This window comes from Maribellus sp. YY47, from assembly GCF_023111095.1.
GTDB lineage: Bacteria > Bacteroidota > Bacteroidia > Bacteroidales > Prolixibacteraceae > Draconibacterium.
The window spans coordinates 23,189-49,304 of sequence record NZ_JALGYW010000031.1 but is presented as its reverse complement, the minus strand read 5'-3'; the positions used below and the strand labels follow the sequence as shown (position 1 = coordinate 49,304).

17 protein-coding genes are annotated in these 26,116 nt (G+C 43.5%); 14 read left to right on the top strand and 3 right to left on the bottom strand.

The genetic code is table 11. The features are described from left to right. Positions 1-150 precede the first annotated feature (150 nt). Positions 151-1,818 carry a hydroxylamine reductase gene (gene hcp / locus MR764_RS18970; RefSeq protein WP_247981034.1) on the bottom strand — a complete coding sequence of 556 codons (1,668 nt, stop codon included), beginning with the start codon at positions 1,816-1,818 and terminating at the stop codon, positions 151-153. Between the two features lie 128 nt (positions 1,819-1,946). Beyond that, positions 1,947-2,828, bottom strand: a complete 882-nt coding sequence (locus tag MR764_RS18965; protein ID WP_247981033.1) for a 4Fe-4S binding protein — start codon at positions 2,826-2,828, stop codon at positions 1,947-1,949. Between the two features lie 87 nt (positions 2,829-2,915). Between MR764_RS18965 and MR764_RS18960 the strand changes: the two genes are divergently transcribed. The 10 genes from MR764_RS18960 to efp all read left to right on the top strand — a co-directional run bounded on the left by MR764_RS18960 (position 2,916) and on the right by efp (position 14,597). Then, complete coding sequence (locus MR764_RS18960) at positions 2,916-3,593, top strand: Crp/Fnr family transcriptional regulator (RefSeq protein WP_247981032.1); 678 nt, start codon at positions 2,916-2,918, stop codon at positions 3,591-3,593. Continuing rightward, positions 3,586-4,329: a peptidoglycan editing factor PgeF gene (pgeF, locus tag MR764_RS18955; protein WP_247981031.1), complete on the top strand. Its 744-nt coding sequence runs from the start codon at positions 3,586-3,588 to the stop codon at positions 4,327-4,329. Before MR764_RS18960 ends, pgeF begins: the two co-directional genes overlap by 8 nt. A gap of 55 nt (positions 4,330-4,384) precedes the next feature. Beyond that, positions 4,385-5,290, top strand: coding sequence for a PorP/SprF family type IX secretion system membrane protein (locus tag MR764_RS18950; RefSeq protein ID WP_247981030.1), 906 nt, complete (start codon positions 4,385-4,387; stop codon positions 5,288-5,290). 144 nt (positions 5,291-5,434) lie between these two features. Further along, positions 5,435-8,518: a DUF2723 domain-containing protein gene (locus MR764_RS18945; RefSeq protein WP_247981029.1), complete on the top strand. Its 3,084-nt coding sequence runs from the start codon at positions 5,435-5,437 to the stop codon at positions 8,516-8,518. Between the two features lie 25 nt (positions 8,519-8,543). Further along, entirely contained in the window at positions 8,544-9,812 is a 1,269-nt protein-coding gene (gene purD / locus MR764_RS18940; RefSeq protein ID WP_247981028.1) for a phosphoribosylamine--glycine ligase, read from the top strand. A 3-nt stretch (positions 9,813-9,815) separates the two neighbouring features. Then, positions 9,816-10,802 carry a DUF6427 family protein gene (locus MR764_RS18935; RefSeq protein WP_247981027.1) on the top strand — a complete coding sequence of 329 codons (987 nt, stop codon included), beginning with the start codon at positions 9,816-9,818 and terminating at the stop codon, positions 10,800-10,802. Further along, the gene (locus MR764_RS18930; protein ID WP_247981026.1) at positions 10,802-12,451 is read left to right on the top strand and encodes a carbamoyltransferase C-terminal domain-containing protein; all 1,650 of its coding nucleotides are present in this window, start codon (positions 10,802-10,804) and stop codon (positions 12,449-12,451) included. The genes MR764_RS18935 and MR764_RS18930 overlap by 1 nt, the downstream gene beginning before the upstream one ends. A 34-nt stretch (positions 12,452-12,485) precedes the next feature. Continuing rightward, positions 12,486-13,196: a tRNA (adenosine(37)-N6)-threonylcarbamoyltransferase complex dimerization subunit type 1 TsaB gene (gene tsaB / locus MR764_RS18925; RefSeq protein WP_247981025.1), complete on the top strand. Its 711-nt coding sequence runs from the start codon at positions 12,486-12,488 to the stop codon at positions 13,194-13,196. Continuing rightward, a complete protein-coding gene (locus tag MR764_RS18920; protein ID WP_247981024.1) occupies positions 13,193-13,927 on the top strand; it encodes a DUF3108 domain-containing protein in 735 nt (244 codons plus the stop codon). Before tsaB ends, MR764_RS18920 begins: the two co-directional genes overlap by 4 nt. 100 nt (positions 13,928-14,027) lie before the next feature. Beyond that, complete coding sequence (gene efp / locus MR764_RS18915) at positions 14,028-14,597, top strand: elongation factor P (protein WP_247981023.1); 570 nt, start codon at positions 14,028-14,030, stop codon at positions 14,595-14,597. A 59-nt stretch (positions 14,598-14,656) separates the two neighbouring features. On the opposite strand, the gene MR764_RS18910 is transcribed toward efp, so the two are convergent. Continuing rightward, the gene (locus MR764_RS18910) at positions 14,657-16,081 is read right to left on the bottom strand and encodes a serine hydrolase (protein ID WP_247981022.1); all 1,425 of its coding nucleotides are present in this window, start codon (positions 16,079-16,081) and stop codon (positions 14,657-14,659) included. Positions 16,082-16,271: 190 nt separating this feature from the next. Here MR764_RS18910 and MR764_RS18905 point away from each other — a divergent pair, with 190 nt between their 5' ends. The 4 genes from MR764_RS18905 to MR764_RS18890 all read left to right on the top strand — a co-directional run bounded on the left by MR764_RS18905 (position 16,272) and on the right by MR764_RS18890 (position 26,079). Further along, the gene (locus MR764_RS18905) at positions 16,272-19,142 is read left to right on the top strand and encodes a triple tyrosine motif-containing protein (protein ID WP_247981021.1); all 2,871 of its coding nucleotides are present in this window, start codon (positions 16,272-16,274) and stop codon (positions 19,140-19,142) included. Positions 19,143-19,580: 438 nt separating this feature from the next. Further along, positions 19,581-22,652 (top strand): TonB-dependent receptor, encoded by a 3,072-nt coding sequence (locus MR764_RS18900; protein WP_247981020.1) that lies wholly within the window; start codon positions 19,581-19,583, stop codon positions 22,650-22,652. A gap of 38 nt (positions 22,653-22,690) precedes the next feature. After that, positions 22,691-24,289 carry a RagB/SusD family nutrient uptake outer membrane protein gene (locus tag MR764_RS18895; RefSeq protein ID WP_247981019.1) on the top strand — a complete coding sequence of 533 codons (1,599 nt, stop codon included), beginning with the start codon at positions 22,691-22,693 and terminating at the stop codon, positions 24,287-24,289. A gap of 32 nt (positions 24,290-24,321) precedes the next feature. Next, the gene (locus MR764_RS18890) at positions 24,322-26,079 is read left to right on the top strand and encodes a PKD domain-containing protein (protein WP_247981018.1); all 1,758 of its coding nucleotides are present in this window, start codon (positions 24,322-24,324) and stop codon (positions 26,077-26,079) included. The last annotated feature ends 37 nt before the right edge of the window (positions 26,080-26,116 follow it).

The window sequence follows — 26,116 nt, the reverse complement described above, 5'->3', positions numbered from 1 at the left end:
GCACAAACAAGATACCATTAAAATTAAAAGCTATAAAAGAACAGACCGTTTCAAAGCTAGCTTTGAAACGGTCTGTGAATCTATTAACTTAGTCCAATAATCTGTAACGCTTATTTAGGACTAGTCACCCCTTTTTGTCCCTAATGTATATTATTTGTCTGTTTCGCTTAATTGCAGAAACATTTCCAAATCCTGGTCAACACTGGTAATTCCGCCAATTCCAAAATTCTCTACTAAAACGTTGGCTACGTTGGGTGAAAGGAACGCCGGCAATGTAGGTCCGAGGTGAATGTTTTTCACGCCCAGGTAAAGCAGCGCCAATAATACGATTACAGCTTTTTGTTCGTACCAGGCAATGTTGTAGGCGATTGGTAGTTCGTTGATATCGTTTAGTTCGAAAACCTCTTTCAACTTAAGAGCTATCACTGCCAGTGAGTAAGAGTCGTTACACTGTCCGGCGTCGATCACGCGTGGAATTCCACCGATATTGCCCAAAGGCAGTTTGTTGTAGCGGTATTTGGCGCAACCTGCGGTCAGAATTACTGTATCTTGTGGAAGTTGCTCTGCAAACTGGGTATAATAATCACGGCTTTTCATGCGTCCGTCGCAACCGGCCATTACAAAGAATTTCTTGATGGCTCCGGTTTTTACGGCATCTACAATTTTATCGGCCAGTGCAAAAACCTGTGCGTGTGCAAATCCACCAATGATTTCGCCGCTTTCAATTTCCTGCGGTGCTGCGCATTTTTTGGCATGTTCAATAATTGCACTGAAGTCTTTCATTTCACCGTCTTTGCGATCCGGTATGTGGATGGCACCTTCCAAACCTGAAGCGCCGGTGGTATAAATCCTGTCCGTGTAAGTTGCGCTGCTTTTTGGCGGAACAATACAGTTGGTTGTGAACAGGATCGGGCCGTTAAAGCTTTCGAATTCAGTGTTTTGTTTCCACCACGCATTTCCGTAGTTACCTGCCAGGTGTTTGTATTTTTTGAAAGCCGGGTAGTAGTGTGCCGGAAGCATTTCGCTGTGAGTGTACACATCCACGCCGGTTCCTTCGGTTTGTTTCAGCAGCTCTTCCATATCTTTCAGGTCGTGACCCGAGATCAGGATAGCCGGGTTGTTCCGAACGCCAATGTTCACTTTGGTCATTTCCGGGTTTCCGTAAGCCGAAGTGTTGGCAGCGTCGAGCAGTGCCATTACATCCACTCCGTACTTTCCGGTTTCCAGCGTAAGTGCCACCAGTTCTTCCACCGAAAGATCTTCGGTAGTGGCCACCAGTGCGCGTTGCATGAACGCAAAAATCTCGTCTTTTTTGTTGCCCAGGTTCCAGGCATGTTCGGCATAAGCAGCTAATCCTTTCACCCCGTAAATAATGAGTTCTCGCAACGAACGGATGTCTTCATTTTCAGTGCTTAATACGCCAACTTCTTCTGCTTTTGCTTCAAATTCTTCCGCTGATACGGCATTCCACCTGGCAACATCAGGAAGTTCTTCGGGCAGACTTACACCCGCTTCCTTGCACAGTACGAGCAATTCGTTACGCATTTGTAAGGCTTTGATGATTCTTTTTTCAAAGACCTTTTTATCGAAATTGGCGTTGGTAATGGTGCTGAATAATCCGTCGAAAACAAACTTGTCAACTTTGGATGGATTGGCGCCAATCACACGCAGTTTTTCGTTGTACCAGCTAATTCCTTTCAAAACATACAGCAAAGTGTCCTGCAGATTCGCTACATCACTTGTTTTTCCGCAAACTCCTGCAATGGTGCAGCCGGTTCCTTTGGCGGCTTCCTGACACTGAAAACAAAACATACTCATATCTGTACAATTTAATTGATGATTAATTTCTTTGATGATGGTGTGTTAAAGGAGGATGGTGTCAGGTACCGGACTGGACTCTGGTAATGATAAATTATCCGGTGTCCCTGACTATCCCGATCAAACAATTAGATCCATTCTTCGGAAAGAATTTCTCCCCGGATGCTTATCACAACTTCTTTTACGGGTACCTTGCGCGAAGCCATTTGTGTGGCCATTTGCACCATCTGCGACAAACCGCCGCAGCACGGTACTTCCATAATTACAACAGTAATGGTATTGACCCTTGCATCGTCGATGAGGTGGGTCAGTTTTTGAACATAAATATCTTTTCCTTGGTCAAGTTTCGGGCAGGCAATTACCATTTTCCGGCCTTTGATAAAATCGGCGTGGAAATTCCCGTAGGCAAAGCCTGCGCAATCGGCTGCCACCAGCAGGTCGGCGCCATGAAAATACGAAGCTGCCGGATTGATCAGGTGCATTTGCACCGGCCATTGGGTAAGCGCCGATGGAACTTCGCCGGCAGGAGCCGCCATTTTCAGCGTTCCGGCATCAAAAGCTACGGGAGCAGAACCTGGGCAACCTCCTGTTGCACATCCGCCTGACGAGGCAGTTGCCTTTTTTTCGCCATGCAGTAGTTCGTGCACTTCGCTGATTTCGAAGGGCATCGCTTCGCGGTTGGCTTTAATAAAGCCCAGCGCTTGTTGCAGATAACCGGTTTCACCGTGGTCCTGTAAATGTTTCAGGTGAGCAAAAACGGTGTTCTTGCCGCTTTTTATCATTTGCGAAATGGTGGCTACCTCGTCGTAAGCATCTGCTTCACGTTTTTCGATGGTGATGGCGCCTTCGGGACAATGACCGATACAGGCTCCCAGTCCGTCGCACATCAGTTCACTTACCAATCTGGCCTTGCCGTCGATAATCTGTAAAGCTCCTTCGTGGCAGTTCGGAACACATGCTCCGCAACCGTTGCACAATTCCTCGTCTATTTTTACAATTTCCCGTATCATATCGTTTTTTATTTGTTCTTCTTATTTTTGGATCACGCAACAAAAGTAGCGGTGCGGCGTTTCGTAAATTGTATCAATTGTTACAAAATGATAGATTATTCACTTTTAAGTCTTTGCCCCGTATTCAGAGGAATTCCTGAACACGAAACCAGGCAGCTTCTCAATGAAATTCATTTTCAGCTAAAAAATTACGAAAAAGATGAAGTGGTGGTGCTTGCCGGCGAAGAGGTGAAGCACTTGCTGATAGTGCTCGACGGAACGGTGCGTGGCGAGATGATCGATTACTCGGGAAAAACCGTAAAGATTGAAGACATTGAAGCGCCGAAACCGCTCGCAGCTGCCTTTTTATTTGGTAAGGAAAACCGTTTTCCGGTGACAGTGTCGGCCAATACGAAGGCAAAGATACTGGCGATTCCGGTTCCCGAATTTTTGAAAATACTGCAGCTGAATACCCGCGTTCTTCGGAATTACCTGAACAGTATTTCTTCGCGTGCACAGTTTCTTTCGCAAAAACTGAATTTCCTGAGTTTTAAAACCATTCGCGAGAAAGTGGCTCATTTTCTTTTGCAGCGGGCCGGAGATCGTTTTCATTCTTTTGAGTTAAACAGTACCCAGCAACAACTTGCCGATTTGTTTGGTGTTACAAGGCCTTCGCTGGCGCGTGTTTTGGGTGAAATGCAGACGGAAGGTTTGATTTCCATTGAGAAAAAAACGGTAACCCTGCTGGATAAAAACGCTTTAAATCAACTGCTGAAAAATGGATAATTTTATTCAATACCCGGTTTTTCAAACCTGCGACAAGCTGCTGGCATTTACTACAACCAAACAAAGTATGGGCACACCTGCTGCGCGTTTTACCGGCGATGAAGCATCAGTTTTTGTGGAAAACAGGAAGGAACTCGCCCGCTTACTGGGAATAAAAACTGAACAGTTGGTTTTCCCGCGACAGACACATACCTCGACGGTGTGCGCGGTAAATGAAATCCCGGAAATGGAAATTGCTGAAACTGATGCCCTGATCACCAATCAGCCCGGAATATGTATTTGCGTACAAACGGCCGATTGTGTTCCGATTCTGCTTTTCGACCCGGTAGAAAAGGTAGCGGCTGCCGTTCATGCTGGCTGGCGCGGAACGGTTCAGAAGATTGTGGTGGAGACCGTTCTGAAAATGCAAAAAGAGTATAAAAGCGATCCGGCAAACTTAAAAGCGGCCATTGGTCCGTCGATTGGTCCTGTGGTGTACGAAGTGGGTTCGGAAGTGGAGCAGGCTGTGCGCCGGACGATACCTGAGGCTGAGCAAACCCTGTGTTTAAATGGTTCAGGGAAATATCATTTTAACCTTTGGGACGCCAACCGAAACTTGTTACTGAGTTGTGGCATTCAAGCAAAGAACATTGATGTACTCGAAGAATGTTCTTTTCAGGAAGCCGAAAAATATTACTCGGCACGTCGCGAAGGCATTCAAACCGGGCGCATGGTATCTGGAATTATGATATATTAGCAAGAAAATACAAGGTTAAATACCTTTTAATTTTCATCTTTAAAAATCACCCAAAATGAAAACTAAAAACCGCAAATGCATGATTCAGCCGATGTTGGTTGTGCTGATGTTATTATCTGTTTTTCTTAACAAGCAAACAAGTGCTCAGGAAGGTGCATACTGGATCGGGCTCCCGCTTAAGAATCCGGCAGCAATTGCAACTCCATCCGATTGGGCCTATGGAAGTTTCTCCCATGTTGTCTATGATTTCGGGGATTATGGAAAAGAGTCATATAATTTGGTGACAGGTTCATTCGACTATAGAGTTTCACCAAAAGCGGGCACTGTGGGGCTCGATTTTTATCATACAAAAATTGGGCTGGAGACCGCCAATCTGGTAAAAGTAAACTACGCTTTTGATTTCAAGGTTTTTAATTCGGCCATTTTAAGTTTTGGTATTTCGGGAGGTACCACTTTTTATAAAAATGACCTTTCTTCCTATCCTCTTTATCCTGGTGATCAATATGATCCTTTGTTTGAGTCGTTTGAAGATCAACATTTCAAAACGTTTAATGGAAACATTGGCATGTTTTTTCATTCAACAAAGCTAAGTGCCGGACTAAGTGTAACACTTCAGGAGCAAATTGCCGGAGAGGATAATTTAGCGATTGATGTACCTGCTGTTTTTACAGGTGTTCTGGCATTTGCATTAGTTAACACAGAAGACTTCTCGCTTAAACCAAACATTATGGTTGATTATTCCGACAAAAATTATTTGGTTATTCCGGGGATTCATGCGGAATACAAAAAAACACTCTGGGCGGGATACCAGAATGGCGATTTTGAGGATTTTCATTCGGTGATGTTTGGAGTAGATCTCAAACAAAAATACAGGATTGGCTACAGTTACACGTTTAATGACTTTTTGAAAACCGAAACGGTGAATAGTCATGAAATTGTTTTGGGCTACAGGATCAATTAAGTTGCAGATAGTAAGTAAAAAGCTTTGAAATCTCTAAAAAGACTTAAAAAACAGAAGGTGAGGCATAGTTTATATCAAAAGCTTTATCTTCGCAACTGTTTATAATTTTTCACTTATTTCAGTATTCTGAAAACATTTCAACGAATGAAACAATACAAATTGTACAACGACATTGGTGGCTGGGTAAGTTTTTTAATTGCTGCCGTCGTTTATCTGATGACGATCGAACCGACCGTTAGTTTCTGGGATTGTGGTGAGTTTATTACAACTGCCTTCAAATTTGAAGTGGGGCACCCGCCCGGAGCTCCTATTTTTATGATAGTGGGCAGAATGTTTACCTTGTTTGGCGGGCCTGAAAATGCAGCTAAGCTGGTGAATATAATGTCGGCGCTGGCCAGTGCTTTTACCATTATGTTCCTGTTTTGGACCATTACCCACCTGGCGCGTAAAATTGTTGTCAGGGAAAGTGAGGCTACTTTCGGACAAACTCTTGCCATTGTGGCCAGTGGTTTGGTGGGAGCGCTTGCTTACACGTTTTCAGATACCTTTTGGTTTTCGGCAGTGGAAGGCGAAGTTTATGCGAGTTCGTCGCTGTTAACCGCCATTGTTTTCTGGGCCATTCTGAAATGGGAAAATGTAGCTGATGAGCCGCATGCCAACCGTTGGCTGGTATTTATTTCCTACATCATCGGCTTGTCAATCGGTGTTCACCTGTTGAACCTGCTGGCAATTCCGGCCATTGTGTTTGTTTACTATTTCAAAAAATATGAAGTAACTAAAAAAGGAATTTTCTGGGCGCTGGTCATTTCTGTTGGTTTGCTCGGACTGATCATGTACGGAATCATCCCCGGAGTTGTGAACATCGGCTCGTGGTTTGAGTTGCTCTTTGTAAATTCTTTTGGATTACCGTTCCACTCGGGTGTGCTTTTCTATGTGGTACTGCTGGTGGCGGCTTTTGCTTACGGGATTTATTTTACCTACAAAAAACAGAAACCGATTTTAAACACCATGTTGTTGTCGGTTGCGGTGATACTGATCGGTTATTCTTCATTTGCCATTATTATTATTCGTTCATCGGCCGAACCGCCGATGGATCAAAACAGTCCGAACGATACTTTTTCGTTGCTGAGTTACCTGAACCGCGAACAATACGGCGAGCGTCCGTTGTTTAGTGGACAATATTACAATTCTCCGTTGAAAAGCGGTGACCGTTTTACTGAAGGTCGCCCGATATATTCACAGATTGACGGCAAATATGTGGTGACTCATCACCGCTACAGCGCCAATTACGATGAGCGTTTCACTACTTTCTTCCCTCGTATGTGGAGTTCAAACGATCCGTCGCACGAGCAGGATTATATCCAGTGGGGACGGGTAAAAGGTACGCGGATTAATTTTAAAAATGAGCGGGGAGAGAACGAAACCATTATCAAACCAACGTTTGGCGAAAACCTGCGTTTCTTCTTTTCGTACCAGGTTAATTTTATGTACTGGCGCTATTTTATGTGGAATTTTGTAGGCCGTCAGAACGATATTCAGGGACATGGCGAAATCTTATACGGCAACTGGTTAAGCGGTATTAAGTTTATCGACGAAGCCCGGTTGGGAGATCAGGATAATTTACCGGCCCGCCTGGCCAATAACAAAGCACGGAATACCTATTTCTTCCTGCCCTTGCTGCTCGGAATTCTGGGGATTTTATTTCAATACAATAAAGGAAAAGAAGGTCAGAAAGGTTTGTGGGTGGTGTTCCTGTTGTTTGTGATGACAGGTTTGGCCATTGTGGTTTACCTCAACCAGTATCCGCATCAGCCGCGTGAACGTGATTATGCCTACGCGGGTTCGTTCTATGCTTTTGCCATCTGGATCGGACTTGGCGTTCTTTCGCTGACCGAAGCATTAAAGCGATTCCTGCCGGAAACGGTGAGCGCCGGAATTGCCGGTTTAGCCGCTCTGATTTTGGTGCCCGGTATTATGGGAGCTCAAAACTGGGACGACCACGATCGTTCAGGTCGCTACACTGCCCGCGATTTTGGTGCAAATTACCTGAATACCTGCCAGAAAGACGGTATTATTTTTACCAACGGCGATAACGATACCTTCCCCTTGTGGTACAACCAGGAAGTGGAAGGTGTGCGGCAGGATGTGAGGGTTTGTAACCTGAGTTACCTGCAAACCGACTGGTACATCAACCAGATGAAACACAAAGCCTACGATTCGGATCCGGTACCTTTTTCAATGACCGAAAATCAATACCGTCTGGGCACACGCGACATGGTGTATGTGCTGGATAATCCGCGCATAAAACGCGACTACATCGGCCTGAAAGAAGCGGTAGACTGGATTGCAGATGATAATCCGGCAACCAAACTTCAGCAAATGGGCGATGCCGCCTACATTCCGAAAAAGGAAATCCGTTTTAAAGTGGATAAGGAAGCGGTGTTACGCAATAATGTGGTTGCTCCCGAAGATGCGGATAAAATCGTAGATGAGATCGTAATTGACCTGTCGAATAAATCGGCCTTGTCAAAAGATGAAATGATGATCCTTGATCTGATCGCGAATAATAACTGGGAACGTCCTATTTACTGGGCGATAACGGTAGGCCGGGACAAATACCTCAATCTGAATGATTATTTCCAGACCGAAGGTTTTGCTTATCGTCTGGTGCCGATAAAAACACCCAGCTCGCCACAACAATTGCAATTCGGACGGGTAGAAACCACCCGGATGTACGACAATATGATGAATAAGTTCAAGTGGGGAGGCATGAACGATCCGAAGGTGTACATCGATGAAAACAATGCCCGGATGATGACCAATATCCGGAACAGTTTCAATCGCCTGGCAGCTGCTTTAATTGAAGAAAATAAAAACGATTCTGCGATTGCAGTGATCGATCGCTGTGTGGAACTGATCCCCAACGATATTATTTCGTACGAATATTTTGCACTCGAACTGGCCGAGAATTATATCAAGGCAGGTGCAACAGAAAAGGGAATCGCATTGATTGAAACAGCTTTCTCGAATTCGAACGACGAGTTGAATTATTACTTCTCACTTTCTGCTGAACATTTTTCGACAGGAGGCGTAAACGAAGAAATTCAGCGAAACCTGTTCTATATTCAGAAAATGGAACGTGCAGTGCGAACTGCCGGAAACACTGAACTTTCAGATAAAATACGCGCCAGCTTTGAGGCTTATTTTAAGCAATACAGCAACGGTTAAAACGAATAGATAAAACACTTTTTTGATGAAGATATTGATTATTGGCTCGGGCGGAAGGGAACACGCTTTGGGATGGAAAATTAAACAAAGCGATAAAGTTGACCAATTGTTTTTTGCTCCCGGAAATGCCGGGACAAAAGGATTGGGAACCAACCTGGCAATAGGTGTAAGCGAGTTTGAAAAGATAAAAACAGCGGTGTTGGAAAACAACATCGACCTGATGTTGGTGGGGCCGGAAGTGCCGTTGGTGGAAGGCTTGCATGATTTTTTTGCTGCCGACGAAGCGTTGAAAGATATTAAGGTAGTTGGCCCGAAAAAGGCCGGTGCCGAGCTTGAAGGCAGTAAGGATTTTGCCAAAGCATTTATGGCTCGCCACAATATTCCAACAGCCAAATATTTTACGGTTACTTCAGATAACATAAACGAAGGAGTTGATTTTCTGAAGACGATGCAGGCGCCGTATGTTTTAAAAGCCGATGGATTGGCGGCCGGGAAAGGCGTTTTGATTATCGATTCACTGGTAGAAGCTGAGGCATCATTAAAGGAAATGCTTGGCGGACAGTTTGGTCAGGCCAGCAGCAAAGTGGTAATCGAAGAGTTTTTAAGCGGAGTGGAAGTTTCCGTGTTTACGATCACCGATGGTAAGGATTACAAAATTCTGCCCGAAGCAAAAGACTACAAACGTATTGGAGAAGGCGATACGGGCTTGAATACCGGCGGTATGGGAGCCATTACTCCGGTTCCGTTTGCCGACGAGGTGTTCATGAAAAAAGTGGAAGAACGGATCATTCAGCCGACGGTTTCGGGACTTCAAAAAGACAATATTGAATACAACGGTTTTATCTTTTTCGGACTGATCAACGTGAAGGGAGAGCCTTTTGTGATTGAATACAATGTTCGCATGGGCGATCCGGAAACCGAAGCGGTGATGCTTCGGGTAAAATCAGATTTTGTCGATCTTTTGGAAGGCGCGGCTACCGGAACGCTGGCCGGTAAAGAAATTGAATTCGACGATCGTACAGCGGTTACCGTAATGTTGGTTTCGGGAGGATATCCAGGCAGCTACGAAAGTGGAAAAGTAATAACCGGCGAAGAAAAGGTGGAAAACAGCATCGTATTTCATGCCGGCACTAAAATGGACGGAGATAAGGTGGTAACAGCCGGAGGAAGAGTTATTTCAGTAAGTTCGTACGGAACGGATATGAAAGATGCTTTGGCCGCTTCGTTTGCAAACGCAGAAAAAATACAATACGACGGTAAATACTACAGGAAAGATTTGGGCTTCGATCTGTAATGCATGCTTTTAAAAACATTAAAATCAAATAGTTTAGGGAATCTGATTTTTATACCGTTTGCTGTTTTGGCATTCTGGTTCGAGAAATTTCTGTCTCCATACAATTATGGTTTTATGCCCGGCGAGGCTGATAATGTGTTGTTTGCTCCCATTTTCAGACTAACGGAACAAAGCCCATTGCTTAATGTTGTCCTTTCAGCGGTTTTGACAATGGTTCTTGCGCTTTTGGTCGAGATGATTATTGCCCGCTACCAGTTTATTCGCATACGAACGCGGCTGCCCGCCATTTTGTTTATCATCATTGTTGGCGGTTTTACGGGGCTGCATACCTTGCTGCCGGTGTATTTTGCAGCCATTTTTCTGTTGGTGGCCATCTTTCGGCTGTTTGGAATTTTTGAGCAATCAAAAGCCTACACCATTGCGTTTGATGTCGGGGTTTTGCTGGGCGTAGGTTCGCTGTTTTATTTCAACATGGTCGTGTTTTTACCCGCTTTCATTGTTGGGCTGCTGGTGCTGAACCGCGATACCCGCTGGCGCGAAATTGTGCTAATTATCATCGGCTTTCTTTTGCCACTGATATTTGCTGGGAGCTATTTCTTTTTCACCGGCCGTTTAATTTCCTTGCTGCAGATATTTCAGCAAAGTATAATGGAGCCGGTCAATCATTTCCGCACTAATATTCCGCTTCAGGTTTATCTTGGAGTTTTGGTGGTATTCACGGTGCTGGGAAGCATTGTAATGGCACAGCAATACGACACCAAAAAAGTAAGTTCCCGAAAATATTTTACGGTATTCTTTTTCGTCTTTGTTTTTTCGCTGGGAGGATTTGTACTCATTCCCGCTGCATCGCACGAAATGCTTATTCTAACAGCCATCCCGGTAACGTATCTGATTTCCAATTTCCTGGTTTTTATGAAGAGCCGTTTCTGGAGTGAGTTCTTTTTTCTATTGTTACTTGGAATCGTTATTGCCCTTCAAATTTTTGGCTAATGGACAGGAACCGGCCCACATTAGCTGTTTACGGAATTCAGGATCGTTTCGACTATGAACATCCGTTTTATGTGCACGATCACAATCTGGCGCTGATGCAAAACGGGAAAGTGATCCGGTTTTTGCAGCAGGAACGTATCTCAAGGCGAAAGCGCGACAATACCCTTTATCTGCATTTAAAAGACATTCTGAAACAGCAGAAATTGCTGGGAACTGACTACGACCTGGTTTTTGTTGACAATGTGGTCGGACGAACTTTTCTTACTCCTTCGGGAGAAGTACGTTTCGAGGCTCCGCTGAATGATCGTCTTTCCACCGCCTTGGAAAAAGGGAAATGCTGGTGGTTTGGCGAAGAAAAGGAAGCGTGGGCGCTTAATCACGAGTTGGCGCATATATTTTCGTGTCTTCCGTTTTTTGGGAATTTTAAGGAGAATAGTCTGCTCGTACATTTTGATGGCGGGGCCAGTTTAAGCAATTTTTCCGCAGCAGTATTCCGAAACGGAAAAATTGAATGGATCGAATACCATTGGGATTTAAAACCATACTCAACGTTATACAATGCCAATGCGCTGGTGTTTTCAATCATCGGAGCAAAGCTGGCGGAGCAAAACTCGGTTCCCGGTAAATTTATGGGATTTGCAGGTTGGGGAAACTATCGCCCCGAATTGGAGGAATGGCTGATTCAGCATAATTTTTTTGAAGACATTTGGGGAAAAACTTCTGATTTCTTTCGTCAGGCCCAAAAAGACTGGGGAGTTGAACTGAAATCGTTTAACCAGAACGATCCCTTTATCCGCGATGTGGCGGCAACATTACAACAGGTTTTTAAACAGGCAACTCTGAATAAATTGAAAGAGTTACAAGCCAAAACCGGAGCTGAATATTTGTATTATACCGGAGGATCGGCCCTGAATATCGTAACCAATACGCAGATTGTAAAAAGCGGGTTATTCAGCGAAGTATTTATTCCGCCGTGTACCGAAGATTCTGGTCTGGCATTGGGCGCTGCAGCTTTTGCCGAATGGATTAAACATGGAAGAGTGGAGAACCATTCAGTTTACCTGAACAACTTGGGAATTGAAGAATATTCAGCTAATTATGATCCAAAAACCATCGCCCAGATAACAGAATTACTGATTCAGAAAAAAATAGTGGGTATTTGTAACGGTTTTGGCGAAGCCGGGCCACGTGCTTTGGGTAACCGGAGTATTTTGGCGCTTGCCGATTCAAAAGAAATTTCCGGAAAACTGAGTATGGAAAAAAAAGGACGCGAATGGTACCGGCCGCTGGCGCCAATTGCGCTCGAAAAAAATACCCGGTATTTTACCGGGAAATCAAAAATCGATCATCTCTCAACATACATGCTGCTCGATTTTGAAGTGCTCCCTGAAAAAGCAAAAGAAATTGCCGGAGCTGTTCATGCCGACGGGACGGCGCGCTTTCAAACTATTTTCGAACGGGAGCAAAATCGGTTTATGTTTGATTTATTGACACAGCTTGATAATAAGTGTAATGTTAAAGCCTTGATAAATACTTCTTTTAATGCAGGAGGAGAGCCGATTGTGCATACCGAAGCGGATGCGTTGCAGGCGGCCCGAAACATGAAGCTCGATGCCGTCGTTCTAAACGGAAAGATTGTTATGCTTTAACTATTTTTGCAGAACTTTGTTTATTGATAATCTTATGGCAACAATATTAAATATAGAAACGTCAACCGAAGTATGTTCGGTGGCCTTGACAAAAGACGGCGAAACGCTTTTTCTGAAAGAGAATACAAAAGGTCTTAACCATTCGCAGTTACTCACGGTTTATATCGAAGAACTGTTTGAAACAGCCGGCTTCGATAAAAATGAGCTCGATGCGGTTGCGGTCAGTAAAGGTCCGGGTTCGTATACCGGGCTGCGTATCGGAGTTTCGGTAGCAAAAGGCTTGTGCTACGGATTGAATATTCCGATGATTGGTGTCGGATCGATTGAAGCAATGGGACATTATGTGGCAGAAAATGTTGCTGATTATTATGTCGAAAGCAATGAAAACCTGTTGTTTTGTCCGATGATCGACGCCCGCAGAATGGAAGTTTACACCGCCATTTTTGATAAAAGCGGAGAAATGATTCAATCCGTTACGGCAGAAATTATCGACGACAACTCGTTTGCCAGCCTGTTGGCTGAAAACAAGATCCTGTTTTTTGGTAATGGAGCAGAAAAATGCAGGGAAACGTTAACACATCCCAACGCGGTATTTCAGGGGCCGGAAAAAACATCGGCACGATTTATGCAAAAACTATCGGAAAAGAAGTATAACCAGCGGGAATTTGAAAACGTTGCCTATTTCGAACCTTTTTATTTAAAGGATTTTGTGGCAACGATCCCCAAGAACAAAGTATTAAAATGAAAAAAAATATTCTGATAGTTTTATTACTCGTTTGGAGCTTTCAAACCTTGGAAGCCAAAGAAGAACGCATTCGATTTAACCTGAAATTTGGATTTTTAAAAGGGGGCGAAGCTGAAATGGTTATTCGCGACACCGTTTTCAATGGAAAGCCGGCTTTTCATTATTACATGATGGGACAAACCACCGGGCTGGCCGAAAAGTTATACGGCGTTTACGATATTTACGAGACTACCGTGGATGCAGAAACTTTTCTTCCGCTAAAAACCATTCGGAATGTAAAGGAAGGCAATTATACCCGTTATAACGAGACCTTGTTTTATCATGACGTTGATTCTATCTACAGTCAGCGAAGCGGTTGGCGCAAGGTTCCGCCTAATTTGGTAGATATGATTTCGATATTGTTTTATTTTCTGCACAATCAGCCGTTCGACAGCCTGAATCCCGGCGATGGGGTGACATACCCCACGCTGAATGCCGATAAAGTATCGGATATCTCGGTGCAGTACTTGCGCGAGGAAACCGTGGAAACAGATATTGGTCCCATCAAGTGTTACGTTTTGAGTCCGACTGTTGCAAAAGGCAAAGTGTTAAAACGGGCTGACGGTGTGCGATTCTATATTTCAAAAGAAAAGAAAGTTCCCGTTTTTGTGACGTTTGACATGCGTGTAGGAGCGCTGAAAGCAGTAATAAAAAGCTACGAAATAGACGGTGTGGAGCAAAAGACCCGCTAGGAAAATTTATAAAAAATCTGTCAAAAATAACAGAAGGGGTTGATTTTTAATTGATTTGATTATTTTTGCAGCACTTTTAAAAACAAGATAACTTTTAGATATGGCTTCTACATCAGATTTTAGAAACGGATTGTGTTTCAAATTCAAAGGTGATATTTATACAATTGTATCATTCTTGCATGTAAAACCCGGTAAAGGACCGGCTTTTGTTCGTACCAAACTGAAAAACGTAAAAACCGGAAGGGTAATTGAAAATACTTTTAACTCGGGCGTGAAAGTGGAAGATGTTCGTGTGGAACGTCGTCAGTACCAATTTCTGTATCGCGACGATATGGGCTTGAACGTGATGAATAATGAAACGTTCGAACAAATCTCGATTCCTGGTTCGATGGTGGAAAACAACGACCTGATGAAAGAAGGACAGGTTATTGAGATTCAGTTTCATGCAGACGAGGAAGTTCCGTTAACTGCGGAGATGCCTGAAAAAGTAGAACTTACAGTTGTAAGTACAATTGAAGGAGAAAAAGGTAACACTGCCAGTTCAACCGCTTTGAAACCTGCAACTGTTGAAACAGGAGCTGAAGTTATGGTTCCGATGTTTATCAACGAAGGCGATGTAATTCGCGTAAATACAAGCGACCGTTCATACAGTGAACGTGTAAAACAGTAGTACGCCGTAAATACAATATACAGGCCGGCTTTGGATTACCAGGGCCGGTTTTTTATTGCCTAAAAGGAAGCTGCGGTTGCATCTTCATCCAGAAGGTAAATGTATTTTCCCAATCCGGAGGTGATCGCCCATGAGTCTTGTTCGTAGTTGTGACCCGTGGTAACCATTACAACGTTCAAGTCGGGGATTATATAAATGAACTGGCTTCCCCAGCCGTTCGCCCAGATGCAGCGATACTCTTTTTCTTTCGATTCCAGCGAAATGTTCCACCACAAATAGCTGTAGTTGTCATTGTCGATACCTGTTTTTACAGCGGTGGTGGCTGATGCATCAATCCATTCTTTGCTCACGATCTGTTGTTCGTTACACCTTCCTTTATTCAAGACCAGTTCTCCAATCTTTAACATATCACGCGGCCGCAAATGCAAAGCCCCCGACATCAGCGGATAGCCGTTTTGCCGGTAGTCTGACCATTGGTAACACGAAATATTCAAGGGTGTAAACAAGTATTTCGAAGCGAATTCATCGGCAAACATTCCCGTCTTTCGGTGGATAACAGCTCCGAGAATTTCAGTATTGCCTCCGTCGTATTGAAAGACTTTGCCCGGTTCGTGGATGATTTTTCGGTTCAGGCAAAAACTTATTCGGTCGTCGTTTTGTGTGAGTTCATCATCTTTGCATTCGTAACCGGAAGTCATTGTAAGCAAATGTTGCAAGGTTATTTGGCGAAAAATTTCCGCTTGCTGATGCCTGATTTCCGGAAAGATATCGGCGATCTTTTCTTCTGTTCCGTTAATTTTCCCCTGATCAATTGCTATGCCGATTAACAAGGAAGTGATACTTTTTGTCGCCGATTCCAGCGGATGAAGATCTTCTGCCTGATAGCCCCAAAAGTATTCTTCACAAAAAAGCTGATGGTTTCTGGCCAGCAATATGGAGTTGATTCTCCCATATTTTCCTTCAACTATTTCGGAAAGTAGTGAATCAACAAACAACATTTCGCCGTGTGAAAGTTGAGTGGTACATTCCAGATTATCGTTCGTTGCCCGGGGCGCTTGCCAGGTATATCGAAACCCTGGATTTTGAGATCCGGGAAGGATATCTGTAAGAAAAGAACGAATGGTGTCGTTTTTCGTTAGGCTGACACTATCGAAGGGTTCTCCCGGACAACAAAATCCTCCGGAGATAATAGACTGGCCGGTAAATTTACCAAGGTAGTGACATCCCCACATCGGTACATAAAAGTGAATTTCGTTTTCCGAAAAATAAACAGAATCGATATCAAACGCCGAATCATAAAAACCGTGGTGTGTCCAATAGCCGTGTGCAGAAAGCGAATCGTTGTTTTCATAAAATCGGATATAAAATTTTCGGGTATCGTCTTCGGGATGCGGTCCTTGCCAAAAGCCGTAAAGGTTTTTCCTGTTTTGTTGCTGCAGGCAGGCAGTTAGTAGCACCATGACGACAATAAGTAGCTTTTTCATGGTATCCGGTTTTTATAGAAAAGTTACGAATTTCGCTTGTAGGGCATTTATTTTATCGGTGAATAACTTGATCCGGTTGATGAACAACTGCCTGAATTCGCCAATGAAAAATTCGTTTGCAAGTTGTCTCGGAAAATTTTAAATTCAAAAACGTTATTTTTCGGACAGCTAATAAAATCAGGCCTGAGTTTTGAGAAATTTTTGGATCATATTGCTTTTCATCCTCCCATGGACCGGTTTCGCGCAGGTGAAGAATACCGGTATACCGAAAATTCACAATTATCCTAAATCAGAATACAATGCAGGAACACAGAACTGGGCAGTTGCACAGGATCCGGATGGCTTTTTATATTTTGCCAATAATGATGGGCTGCTTCGGTTCGATGGCGTAAAATGGACCCTCTTTGATGTTCCGGGTCGTTCGCCGGTTCGCTCGGTTTGTGTGGATAAAAAAGGCACAGTTTATATTGGATTAGACGATGATTTTGGTGTGTATGAGACCAATAGTGACGAGAATACTCGCTTCAGGAGTTTAAAAAGTAAGCTACCCTCAGATTTTGGCGGGACAGGCGTGATTTGGAAAATTTACGAAACTCAGTTCGGAATAGTTTTTCAATCGTACCAGTACATTTTTATTTACCGGGAAGGTGAGATCTCGACAATCAGGCCTCAAAAGGCGTTTAGTTACTCTTTTTATGTGAATAATCGATTGTTCTTTCACGAGCCGGGCGTAGGTTTATTTGAGTTGATCAACGGTTTTGTCAACAAGGTTCCCTGGGCAGATGAACTTATAAACTCGGAGATTCTTTCCATTGTCAGTTTTCACGATAATCAACTATTGATAGGGACGGCTCAGGATGGTTGGTTTTATTATTCAAACGGGAAATTGGATGAATGGGATGTTCCTGTAAATGATCTGGTAGGTAAATACAAACTTTTTTGCGCGGTAAAAACCGATGAAAACCATTTAGCAATAGGTACAATTTTGAATGGAATTCTGATTGTAACATCAGACGGGAAAGTAGTTCAGCAAATTAATCGTGCAAAAGGACTTCAAAACAATACCATTTTAAGTGAATTCCTCGACAATTCGGGAAATCTTTGGCTGGGACTTGATAACGGGATAGATTATATTGAGTTGAATTCTCCGCTTAGCTACATAACGAGTTACGATGGAATAAGTACAGGTTATTGCTGCATCGTCAATAATGATAATCTCTATTTGGGAACCAATCAGGGACTTTTTGTAAAACCGTTCAATGCGATTGGTACCAATACTGAAGAAGGATTTGAATTAATAAAAAATACTGAAGGACAGGTTTGGAGTCTCGAAGTGATAAATAATCAGCTGGTTTGCGGACACCATTTTGGAACTTTCATAATAGATGGAACGAAAGCCCGAAAAATGAGTGAAGAACCTGGAGGGTGGAAATATATTCAGCTGTCGGAGGATTCGACTTTAATGGTGGGAGGCCACTACAACGGACTGGTTTTATTTCAGGATTTGGGCAGTGGATGGAAGTTTAAAACAAAAATAAAGAACTTCTCTGAATCGAGCCGGTTTCTGACACAGGATGAGGAAGGTAACCTGTGGATGAGCCATGGGAGTAAGGGAGTGTTCCGAATTCAGTTTAGTACCGACCATGAATCGGTTGAAAATATGACCTTGTATAATTCTGCCAAAGGCTTACCAAGTGTCGATCAAAATTTGTTGATGGAAATCAATAAAAACTGGTACATCTCAACAACCGACGGTTTGTATCAATACAACAAGGCAGAAGACAGGTTTGAAAAGAATGAGGAATTAAATACGCTTTTCGACCTCCGCGATCAGATAAAATTTGTAGCAGTCGACGATCAGGAAAACCTTTGGTACATTGCCGGGAAAGATGCCGGGCTACTACACAAGAACGACGATTTTAGTTATAGTAAAATAGCTGCGCCGTTTTCTCAGCTCAGCGGCACCTTTGTTGGCGGATTTGAGTTTTTGTATGTGCTGGGTAACGACAACGTATTTTTTGGAATAGAGGATGGATTTGCTCATTATTCTTCGCGCATAGTTACTTCCTACAATGTACCCTTCCGGTCGTTTATTACCAAAGTTGAAGTCCCGTATCTCGATTCGGTGATCTATCCAAAGGAGCCCGATTTGGCCCGCGAATTTCCCTTTAACCGAAATGCATTCCGCTTTTACTTTGCAGCACCTTTTTTTCAGAATCCGGGTCAGTTGCAGTTTAGCTATTTTATCGATAACTATTCCGAAAGCTGGTCGCCCTGGTCGCCCGACAACTACAGGGATATTACCAACCTGCCCGAGAATGAATACGTCTTCAGGGTAAAAGCCCAAAATGCTTACGGTGCCGAAAGTGACGAAGCGCAGTTTTCGTTTGTCATTACTCCTCCCTGGTACCGGTCGCTTTTGGCCCGCTATATTTACCTCTTGTTCTTTATTCTGTTGATTATTGCAATCACCTGGATTGTGCAACGACGGTTTGAACGTTCGAAGCAGAGAGAACGAAGGAAACATGAAAAAGAGCTAAAAAAGACAGAAAAAGAATTCCAGCAACAGTCGCTGTTGGCCGACAAGGAAATCATCCGGCTTAAAAATGAAAAACTGGAGGCAGAGAAAATATACCTGGATAAGGAATTGGCTAATCAAACACTGAGTCTTGTTCAGAAAAATAAATTCCTGTTAAAGATCAACCAGGAATTAAAACAGATTGCAGACCAAACCGCCGACAGTTCGGTAAAAACCAAAATGGTGGTGCTAAAAAAGCGTATCGATCGCGAAATTGATGGTCAGCAGCAAAAGAAGATTTTTGAGAGTTATTTCGAGGAAGTGCATGCCGATTTCTTTGCCCGGCTAAAAGAACATTTTCCGCAGTTGTCACCCAAAGATCTACGTCTTTGTGCCTATATTCGAATGAACATATCGACCAAGGAAATTGCCACTTTAATGAATATTTCTGATCGTGGAGTTGAAATCAGTCGCTATCGCCTCCGGAAAAAGATGGAACTCTCGCGCGATGTTAATCTATCTACTTTCCTGTTGAATATTTAACAATAAAAGCAGATGTGTTGTAGAACACATACTGTGCTGTTGTAGTAAACACTACAAGTTAATAATTGTTAAGTACCACATATTTAGGTGTTAATGGTTTTTGTGATGTGTTTTTGATGTATTGAAAAAATATGAATGAAGTATTTATGTGATAGGTATTTTTTTGCTTTGGGTTAGGTCAAATCACATTTTTGTTGCTACAATTTAATCAGACGGACGGAATTCACGATGTGGATTATGCTGAAATCTGATAGAGTGTCTAACGAAACAAAAATAACTTATCTATGAAATTTAAGGCCTATCTTGAAAAACGCCTCCTGCACAAATTCACAATAAGATCATATTGCAAAGATACACCGCAATTAGGCGGGTGTTCAAATGAAATGTACGTCATTATTACACATTAACATCAAACTTTTATCTATGAAAAGAAGACAAATGATGAGAAAAATTCTCATGTTGCTTTTGGGGACAATCTTCTCCGTGGGTTTGTTTGCCCAGGAAGTTGCGCTCAAAGGTGTGGTAATTTCGGCTGCCGACAACGAGCCATTGCCCGGAGTTACGGTTGTTGTCAAAGGTACTACAAATGGTACCGTTACCAATATCGACGGGATTTACCAATTATCAGTACCTGCCGATGCTATTCTTCAGTTTTCGTTTGTAGGAATGAAAACTCAGGAAGTTGCAGTTAGTGGACGAACAGAAATCAATGTTCAACTGGAAAGTACTGCTTTCGATGTCGACGAAGTGGTGGTGGTTGGTTATGGTGTTCAAAAGAAAAGCCTTGTAACCGGTGCTATTGCAAAAGTAGATGGAGATGAATTGAGAAAATCATCGGATATGAGGTTAACACAAGCCTTGCAGGGAAAAACTGCAGGTGTTGTTATCTCCGGTAATTCGGGGCAACCTGGCGACCAGGTTTCGGTTCGTATCAGGGGGATTGGCACCAACGGAGATGCTGAGCCTTTATACATAATCGACGGTTTGCCAATGAGTGGCGCAGGAACAGATTTCCTGTCGTCGGGAGATATTGAATCTATTGAAGTTTTGAAAGATGCTGCTTCAAGTGCGATTTACGGAGCTCGTGGTGCGAATGGTGTAATCCTGATTACGACCAAAAAAGGAAATACCAACGAAAAATTCACGGTATCGTACGACGGTTACTACGGAGTTCAAAATCCATGGAAAAAGCTCGACCTGTTGAATGCACAGGAATACACAATGCTCACCAACGAGGCTTCGTTGAATGGTAACGGAACCTTGTATTTCACCAGCGATGAAATTGCAGGCTTTACTGCTGACACCGACTGGCAGGACCAGATGTTTAATTACGATGCTCCAAAGCAAAATCATTCCATATCGTTTACCGGAGGTACCCAAAAAACTGCTTACACTTCTTCATTTAATTACCTGAAACAGGATGGTATTGTTGCCAAGGGCAAATCAAAATACGAACGCTTCAGCATCCGCCTGAATAGCACTTCGCAATTTGGTTTCTTTAATTTGGGAACAAACGTAAACCTTGTTCGCATAAACAGTAAAGGGATTGATACCAACGACCATTTTGGAAACGGTTTGGCACAGGCTATCAACATGCCTCCGGTTGTTCCGGTAACCAACAGTGATGGTTCGTGGGCAACACCTGAGCAATTTGGAATTGGATTGCAGGAAATTACCAATCCGATTGCTTTGCTTGATCAGCTTAACAGTGAAACAAAAACCAGCAAATTTATCGGAGGTCTTACCGGTACCGTTGATTTTGGCAAACTGTCTGACGTATTGAAGGGTTTAACTTTTAAATCGTCTTACAGCGGAGAGCTGGCATTGGTCGACGATAGAGGGTATCAGCCCTATTATTACCTCGATGCTCTTCATTTTACCATCACCGATCAGGCCAGTCGTCAGATGAGACTTTATACCCGTTGGAACTTTGAAAACGTATTGACTTACGACAAAACCATCGAGGACCATCATTTCACCTTGATGGCCGGTACTACAGGATTTAAAGATCAGTTCGATAATGTTGGCGGAAGCAAAAAGGATGTGATTTTCGATGATCTTGAGCATTCCTACATTGATAATGCAACGGATCCTGAAAGTATGAACGTTTACGGAGGGTTCTCGGAACATACGGTAGCTTCTATTTTCGGTCGTGTAAACTACGACTATAAAGATCGGTACATGTTGGCGGCTACGCTGCGACGCGACGGTTCTTCCCGTTTCGGATCGGAAAATAAGTACGGTTACTTCCCTTCTGTTTCTATGGGATGGGTGCTGTCACGCGAAGAGTTTCTGGCCGGATTGGCTGACAAACTCGATTTGTTGAAAATTCGTGCCAGTTGGGGACAAAACGGTAGTGAAAACATCGGAGACTTTGGTTATACGTCAATTATTGGTAACCAAAACATCTACTATTTCGGCGACAATAAAACCCAGTACAACGGAACGCAACCTACCAAAATTGCAAACCCGTCGTTGAAATGGGAAACTTCAGAACAAACCAACATTGGTATCGATATGGCAGCGCTGGAAAACAGCTTGCGCGTTTCGCTCGATTACTACGTGAAAACCACAAAAGACTGGTTGGTTACCGCTCCTGTGCCCATGTTGGTGGGTAACTCAGCACCAACGATTAACGGTGGAGAAGTTCGTAACTCAGGTTTCGAAGCAGAAGTAAGCTACCGGAAAGAATTGGGTAAACTCTATGTGAGTGCATCGATTAACGGAGCCTACAACAAAAACGAAGTACTCGACATTCAGAATGCCGAAAAACGCCTGCAGGGCGGTGACGGAGGTTTTGGTCAGTCGGGAGTTTTGTATGCTGCAGTTGGAACTCCAATGGGAATTTTCTGGGGCGCAAAAACCGATGGTATTTTCCAGACGGTAGAAGAAATTAATGCCTACACAAATAACGACGGAGGATTGATTCAGCCCAATGCCAAACCGGGAGACATTCGCTTTGTGGATTCCAATGGCGACGGAAAGATTTCTACGGATGATTACATGGAATTAGGATCTCCGTATCCCGATTTTACAGGAGGTTTGAACCTGACGCTTGAATACGGAGGTTTCGATTTCACGGCTTTTATTTATGCTGCGCTTGGTCAGGAAGTATACGATGCAACCCGTCGTTACGACATGAACGGAACCAACTACCGTACGGAATGGCTGAATCGCTGGACCGGTCCCGGTACTTCAAACGAATATCCTCGTGTAACTTTTGTCGACGACAATCAAAACATGAAAACAGTGAGTGATTTCTTTGTTCACGACGGAAGTTTTGTACGGCTTAGAAACGTTACCCTGGGTTACACTTTGCCCAAAACCGTAACGAATTACCTGAAAATTGATCGCCTGCGTTTTTACGTGTCAGGAGAAAACCTGCTCACGTTTACAAAGTACATCGGCTACGATCCTGAAATTGGTGGTGGTGTATTTAGTAATGGTATCGATCATGGTATTTATCCGCAGCCGCGAACCGTGCTCGGAGGTGTAAACATTACTTTCTAAGCTCGTTCCGAATGATCAACTATTTAAAATTAAAACAGATGAAAAACAAAACAATATATATTCTAAGTCTCGTTGCTTTGGTTTTCCTGCAGGTGTCCTGTTCCCAGGATTTTCTGGAACTGGAACCCAAAACCGGGCAGGTAGAAGCCAACTACTACCAGAACGAAGAACAGGCCTTGCTGGCCGTGGCTGCTGTGTACGATGCTTATTCGGTACAAAACTGGCAGTTTGTTCCTACCATGTCGGATATTTTCTCTGACGATGCTTTCTGCGGTGGTTCAAACATTAGTGACATGAGCCAGTGGCAGGACATGGAAATGTTTAAAATGGGAGCTGAAAACAATTCTGCTTCTGACCTGTGGAACCGGTGTTATTCGGGAATCTACCGGGCCAACCTTTACCTGCAAAAACAGGACAATGTAGCCTGGGCAACCGAGGGAATGAAAGAAAGACTCGAAGCAGAGACCTTGTTTCTAAGAGCCTATTTTTACTGGGATCTTGTACGTCACTACGGTTACACCCCGATCATTACGGAAGTGTTGCCGTCGGTAGAAGATTACAAGAACCTTCCTCAAAATACACCGGAAGAGTTGTTTACCCAGATTGCCAGCGATCTTTTGAAAGCAGTGGCAGTTCTGCCGGTAACCGTTTCAGCTGATGAAACTGGTCGCATTACCAAAGGTGCAGTTCAGGCCTTAATTGCCAGGATCTATTTGTATCACGAAGGTTTTGCAAAACCCGTGATGGGTGTTGGAAACTGGTCGGACGGAACGACGACCATCGATAAAACCTATGCACAAAATGCTCTTGAAGCAGTGATCATCAGTGAAGCTTACGATTTGGTTCCGGATTATGCCGAATTATGGAGCTGGGACAATCAAAATAACGAAGAGTCGATCCTTGAAATTCAGTATTCCGACAAAGCCAAATCAGGCGACTGGGGTGGCTGGAACATCAACGGTAACTTCTCGTGTGTTTGGGTAGGCGTTCGTAACCCCGACGGCGACAATGGCAGATTGTTCCCGGGATGGTCGTTCTCGGTTCCTACCTGGAGCTTGCTGAATGAGTTTGAAGCCGGCGACCCTCGTAAAGAGGTAACCTTGTACGATGCTGAAACCAAATTGAATGACTACACCCGTGCATTTATGAATACCGGGTATTTCAATAACAAATTCATGGCGCTGAATGCTTACATTGGTTCGGGTGGTGACGCCAACCACAATTTTCCGCGCAATTTTATGGATATTCGCTATGCCGATGTTCTGTTGATGGCAGCTGAGTTATTCCTGACCGACAATCCTTCAAAATCGCTCGGATATTTTAACAAGGTGCGTACCCGTGCAATGGGAACCGGAGCAGCTAAAGGGGCAATCACACTCGACGATATTTATCACGAACGTCGCGTTGAATTCGGACTGGAAGGTCTTCGCAAATGGGACTTGCTGAGAAGAGGAAACAACTATGCCGGACAAAAAATCAACGACAGTTTTAATGTGCCCGCCGATGTTCCAAATCCATCGCATTTCACTCCGCGTACGTTCAAAGCCGATACCTGGGGAATGTTCCCAATACCGGCGAGCGAATTGCGCAATACCAACCAGGGAGTATTACAACAAATGGTTCCTGCTTACAAGTAGGCCTCATGGTTTAATCATTTAAAAGGACTAAAATGAAGAATAAAATATATTTCAATTTAATGTGGCTTTTCGCGCTGATGGTAATGTTTGGCTGCGAACCCTACATGGAAGATGGCCCGGAATCGAGCATAAACCTTCCGCCTGATCCTTCTACAATGGATTTCTCAATCACCCCGGGTGACGATGCTTACCATTTTAAAGTGAACCTGGTTAGCCCGCAGCTAAGCGGAATTAGTACGGTAAGTTTTAATCTGGGAAACGGAGCAACGGTGAAGTCATCTTCGGCAACTGCCTATTATCCGTTACCCGGAGATTATACCATTACGATGACCATTCTGACCAACGGTGGAAGTAGTTCAGTTACAAAAACGCATACTACAACCGAAACCGATTATTCAATTTTTACCGATGAGAAATACGTTTTCTTAAGTGGCGGTGCAAGTGCTGCCCAAGGTAAAACATGGGTTGTGGATAGTCTGACATGGGGACATTTTGGAATTGGTCCTGCCGGAGGTACCTGGCCCGAATGGTGGGGAGCGACTCCGCTTCAGAAAACAAACTCGGGAGCCTACGATGATGAATTCGTGTTTAAAATTGAAGGATTTGTTTTTGATTTTAATAACAATGGCGATTCCTACGTTAAAGATTTCAGGAAGAATTTACCCTATTATTCAAATCCGGAACCGCTATACGGAGAAGCAGATTGTAAGGTAAACTATAATCCTGCGCCGGCTACGTGGACAATAACAAACAAAGCTGACGGCGATTATCTTATATTAAGCTCTGAAACGCCTGCTTTCTTTGGCTTTGACTACGGCGCTGTAGATAACGAATTCAGAATCGATGAACTTTCAGAAAATAAACTCTCGCTAAGTTGTATTGGCGGTGACGGAAATCGCTGGTACTACATTTTGATTCCCAAAGGATACGAACCTCCGAAGATTGAATATACCGTAGGTGTTCAGGCCGGAAGTGGAATCAACGCTTACGAAGTTCATTTTACCGTGAATAATATTCCTGCAGGCCAGTCGATCGACAATATTTCAGTTGATTTTGGAAACGGAACCGTGCAGGAATCTACCGATGTAAATGAAGTGTTCACCAATACTTATATGCGAAAAGGGACCTATATGATTACGGTTACAACAACTACTTCGCTGGGTGTTCTTACCAAAACACAGACCCTTGAAATTACCGAAAACCATCCGGATTATGTGGAATTCCTCCTGGATGAGATGGTGATGTACAACGATTTTAGCGAAGTGATAATGATTGCGGCACAAGGTCAGGATTGTTCTGTATCAACAGTTGACAATCCTAATCGCCAGTACCCGAATAAGAGTACAAAAGTTGGTTTCTATTCTAAAACCGCTAATCCGTATGCCAATGCATTTATGCAACTGCCGTCGGGCTATCGTTTCGACTTGCGCCAGTTAAGCACGTTCAAAATGCAGGTTTATGGTAAAGCAGGTGATGTAGTTTTATTAAAGCTGGAGAACACTGATTGGGGAGGAGAGGCCTGGATGTCGGGTGTTGAACTGACTTATACTATTCAGCAGGATAATACCTGGGAAGTGGTGGAATACAACTTCAAAGGAATCGCAAACAATGGTGCTGCAGGTAGTTTCTTTACAAATGACGTAACAGATCCGAATGCTGCAGTTAGCCACGATTTCTACAATGTTGTGAGAATCATGTTGAATCCGGGAGTAGACAAAGGAACGCATGAGTTTTATTTTGATGAGTTGGCAGGCCCGCATGTCGAGGGTATCAAATCTGCCAGTCGATAGGTTGTGTTTGGTTAGATAAGAAAGGGAAGGTTTTCTT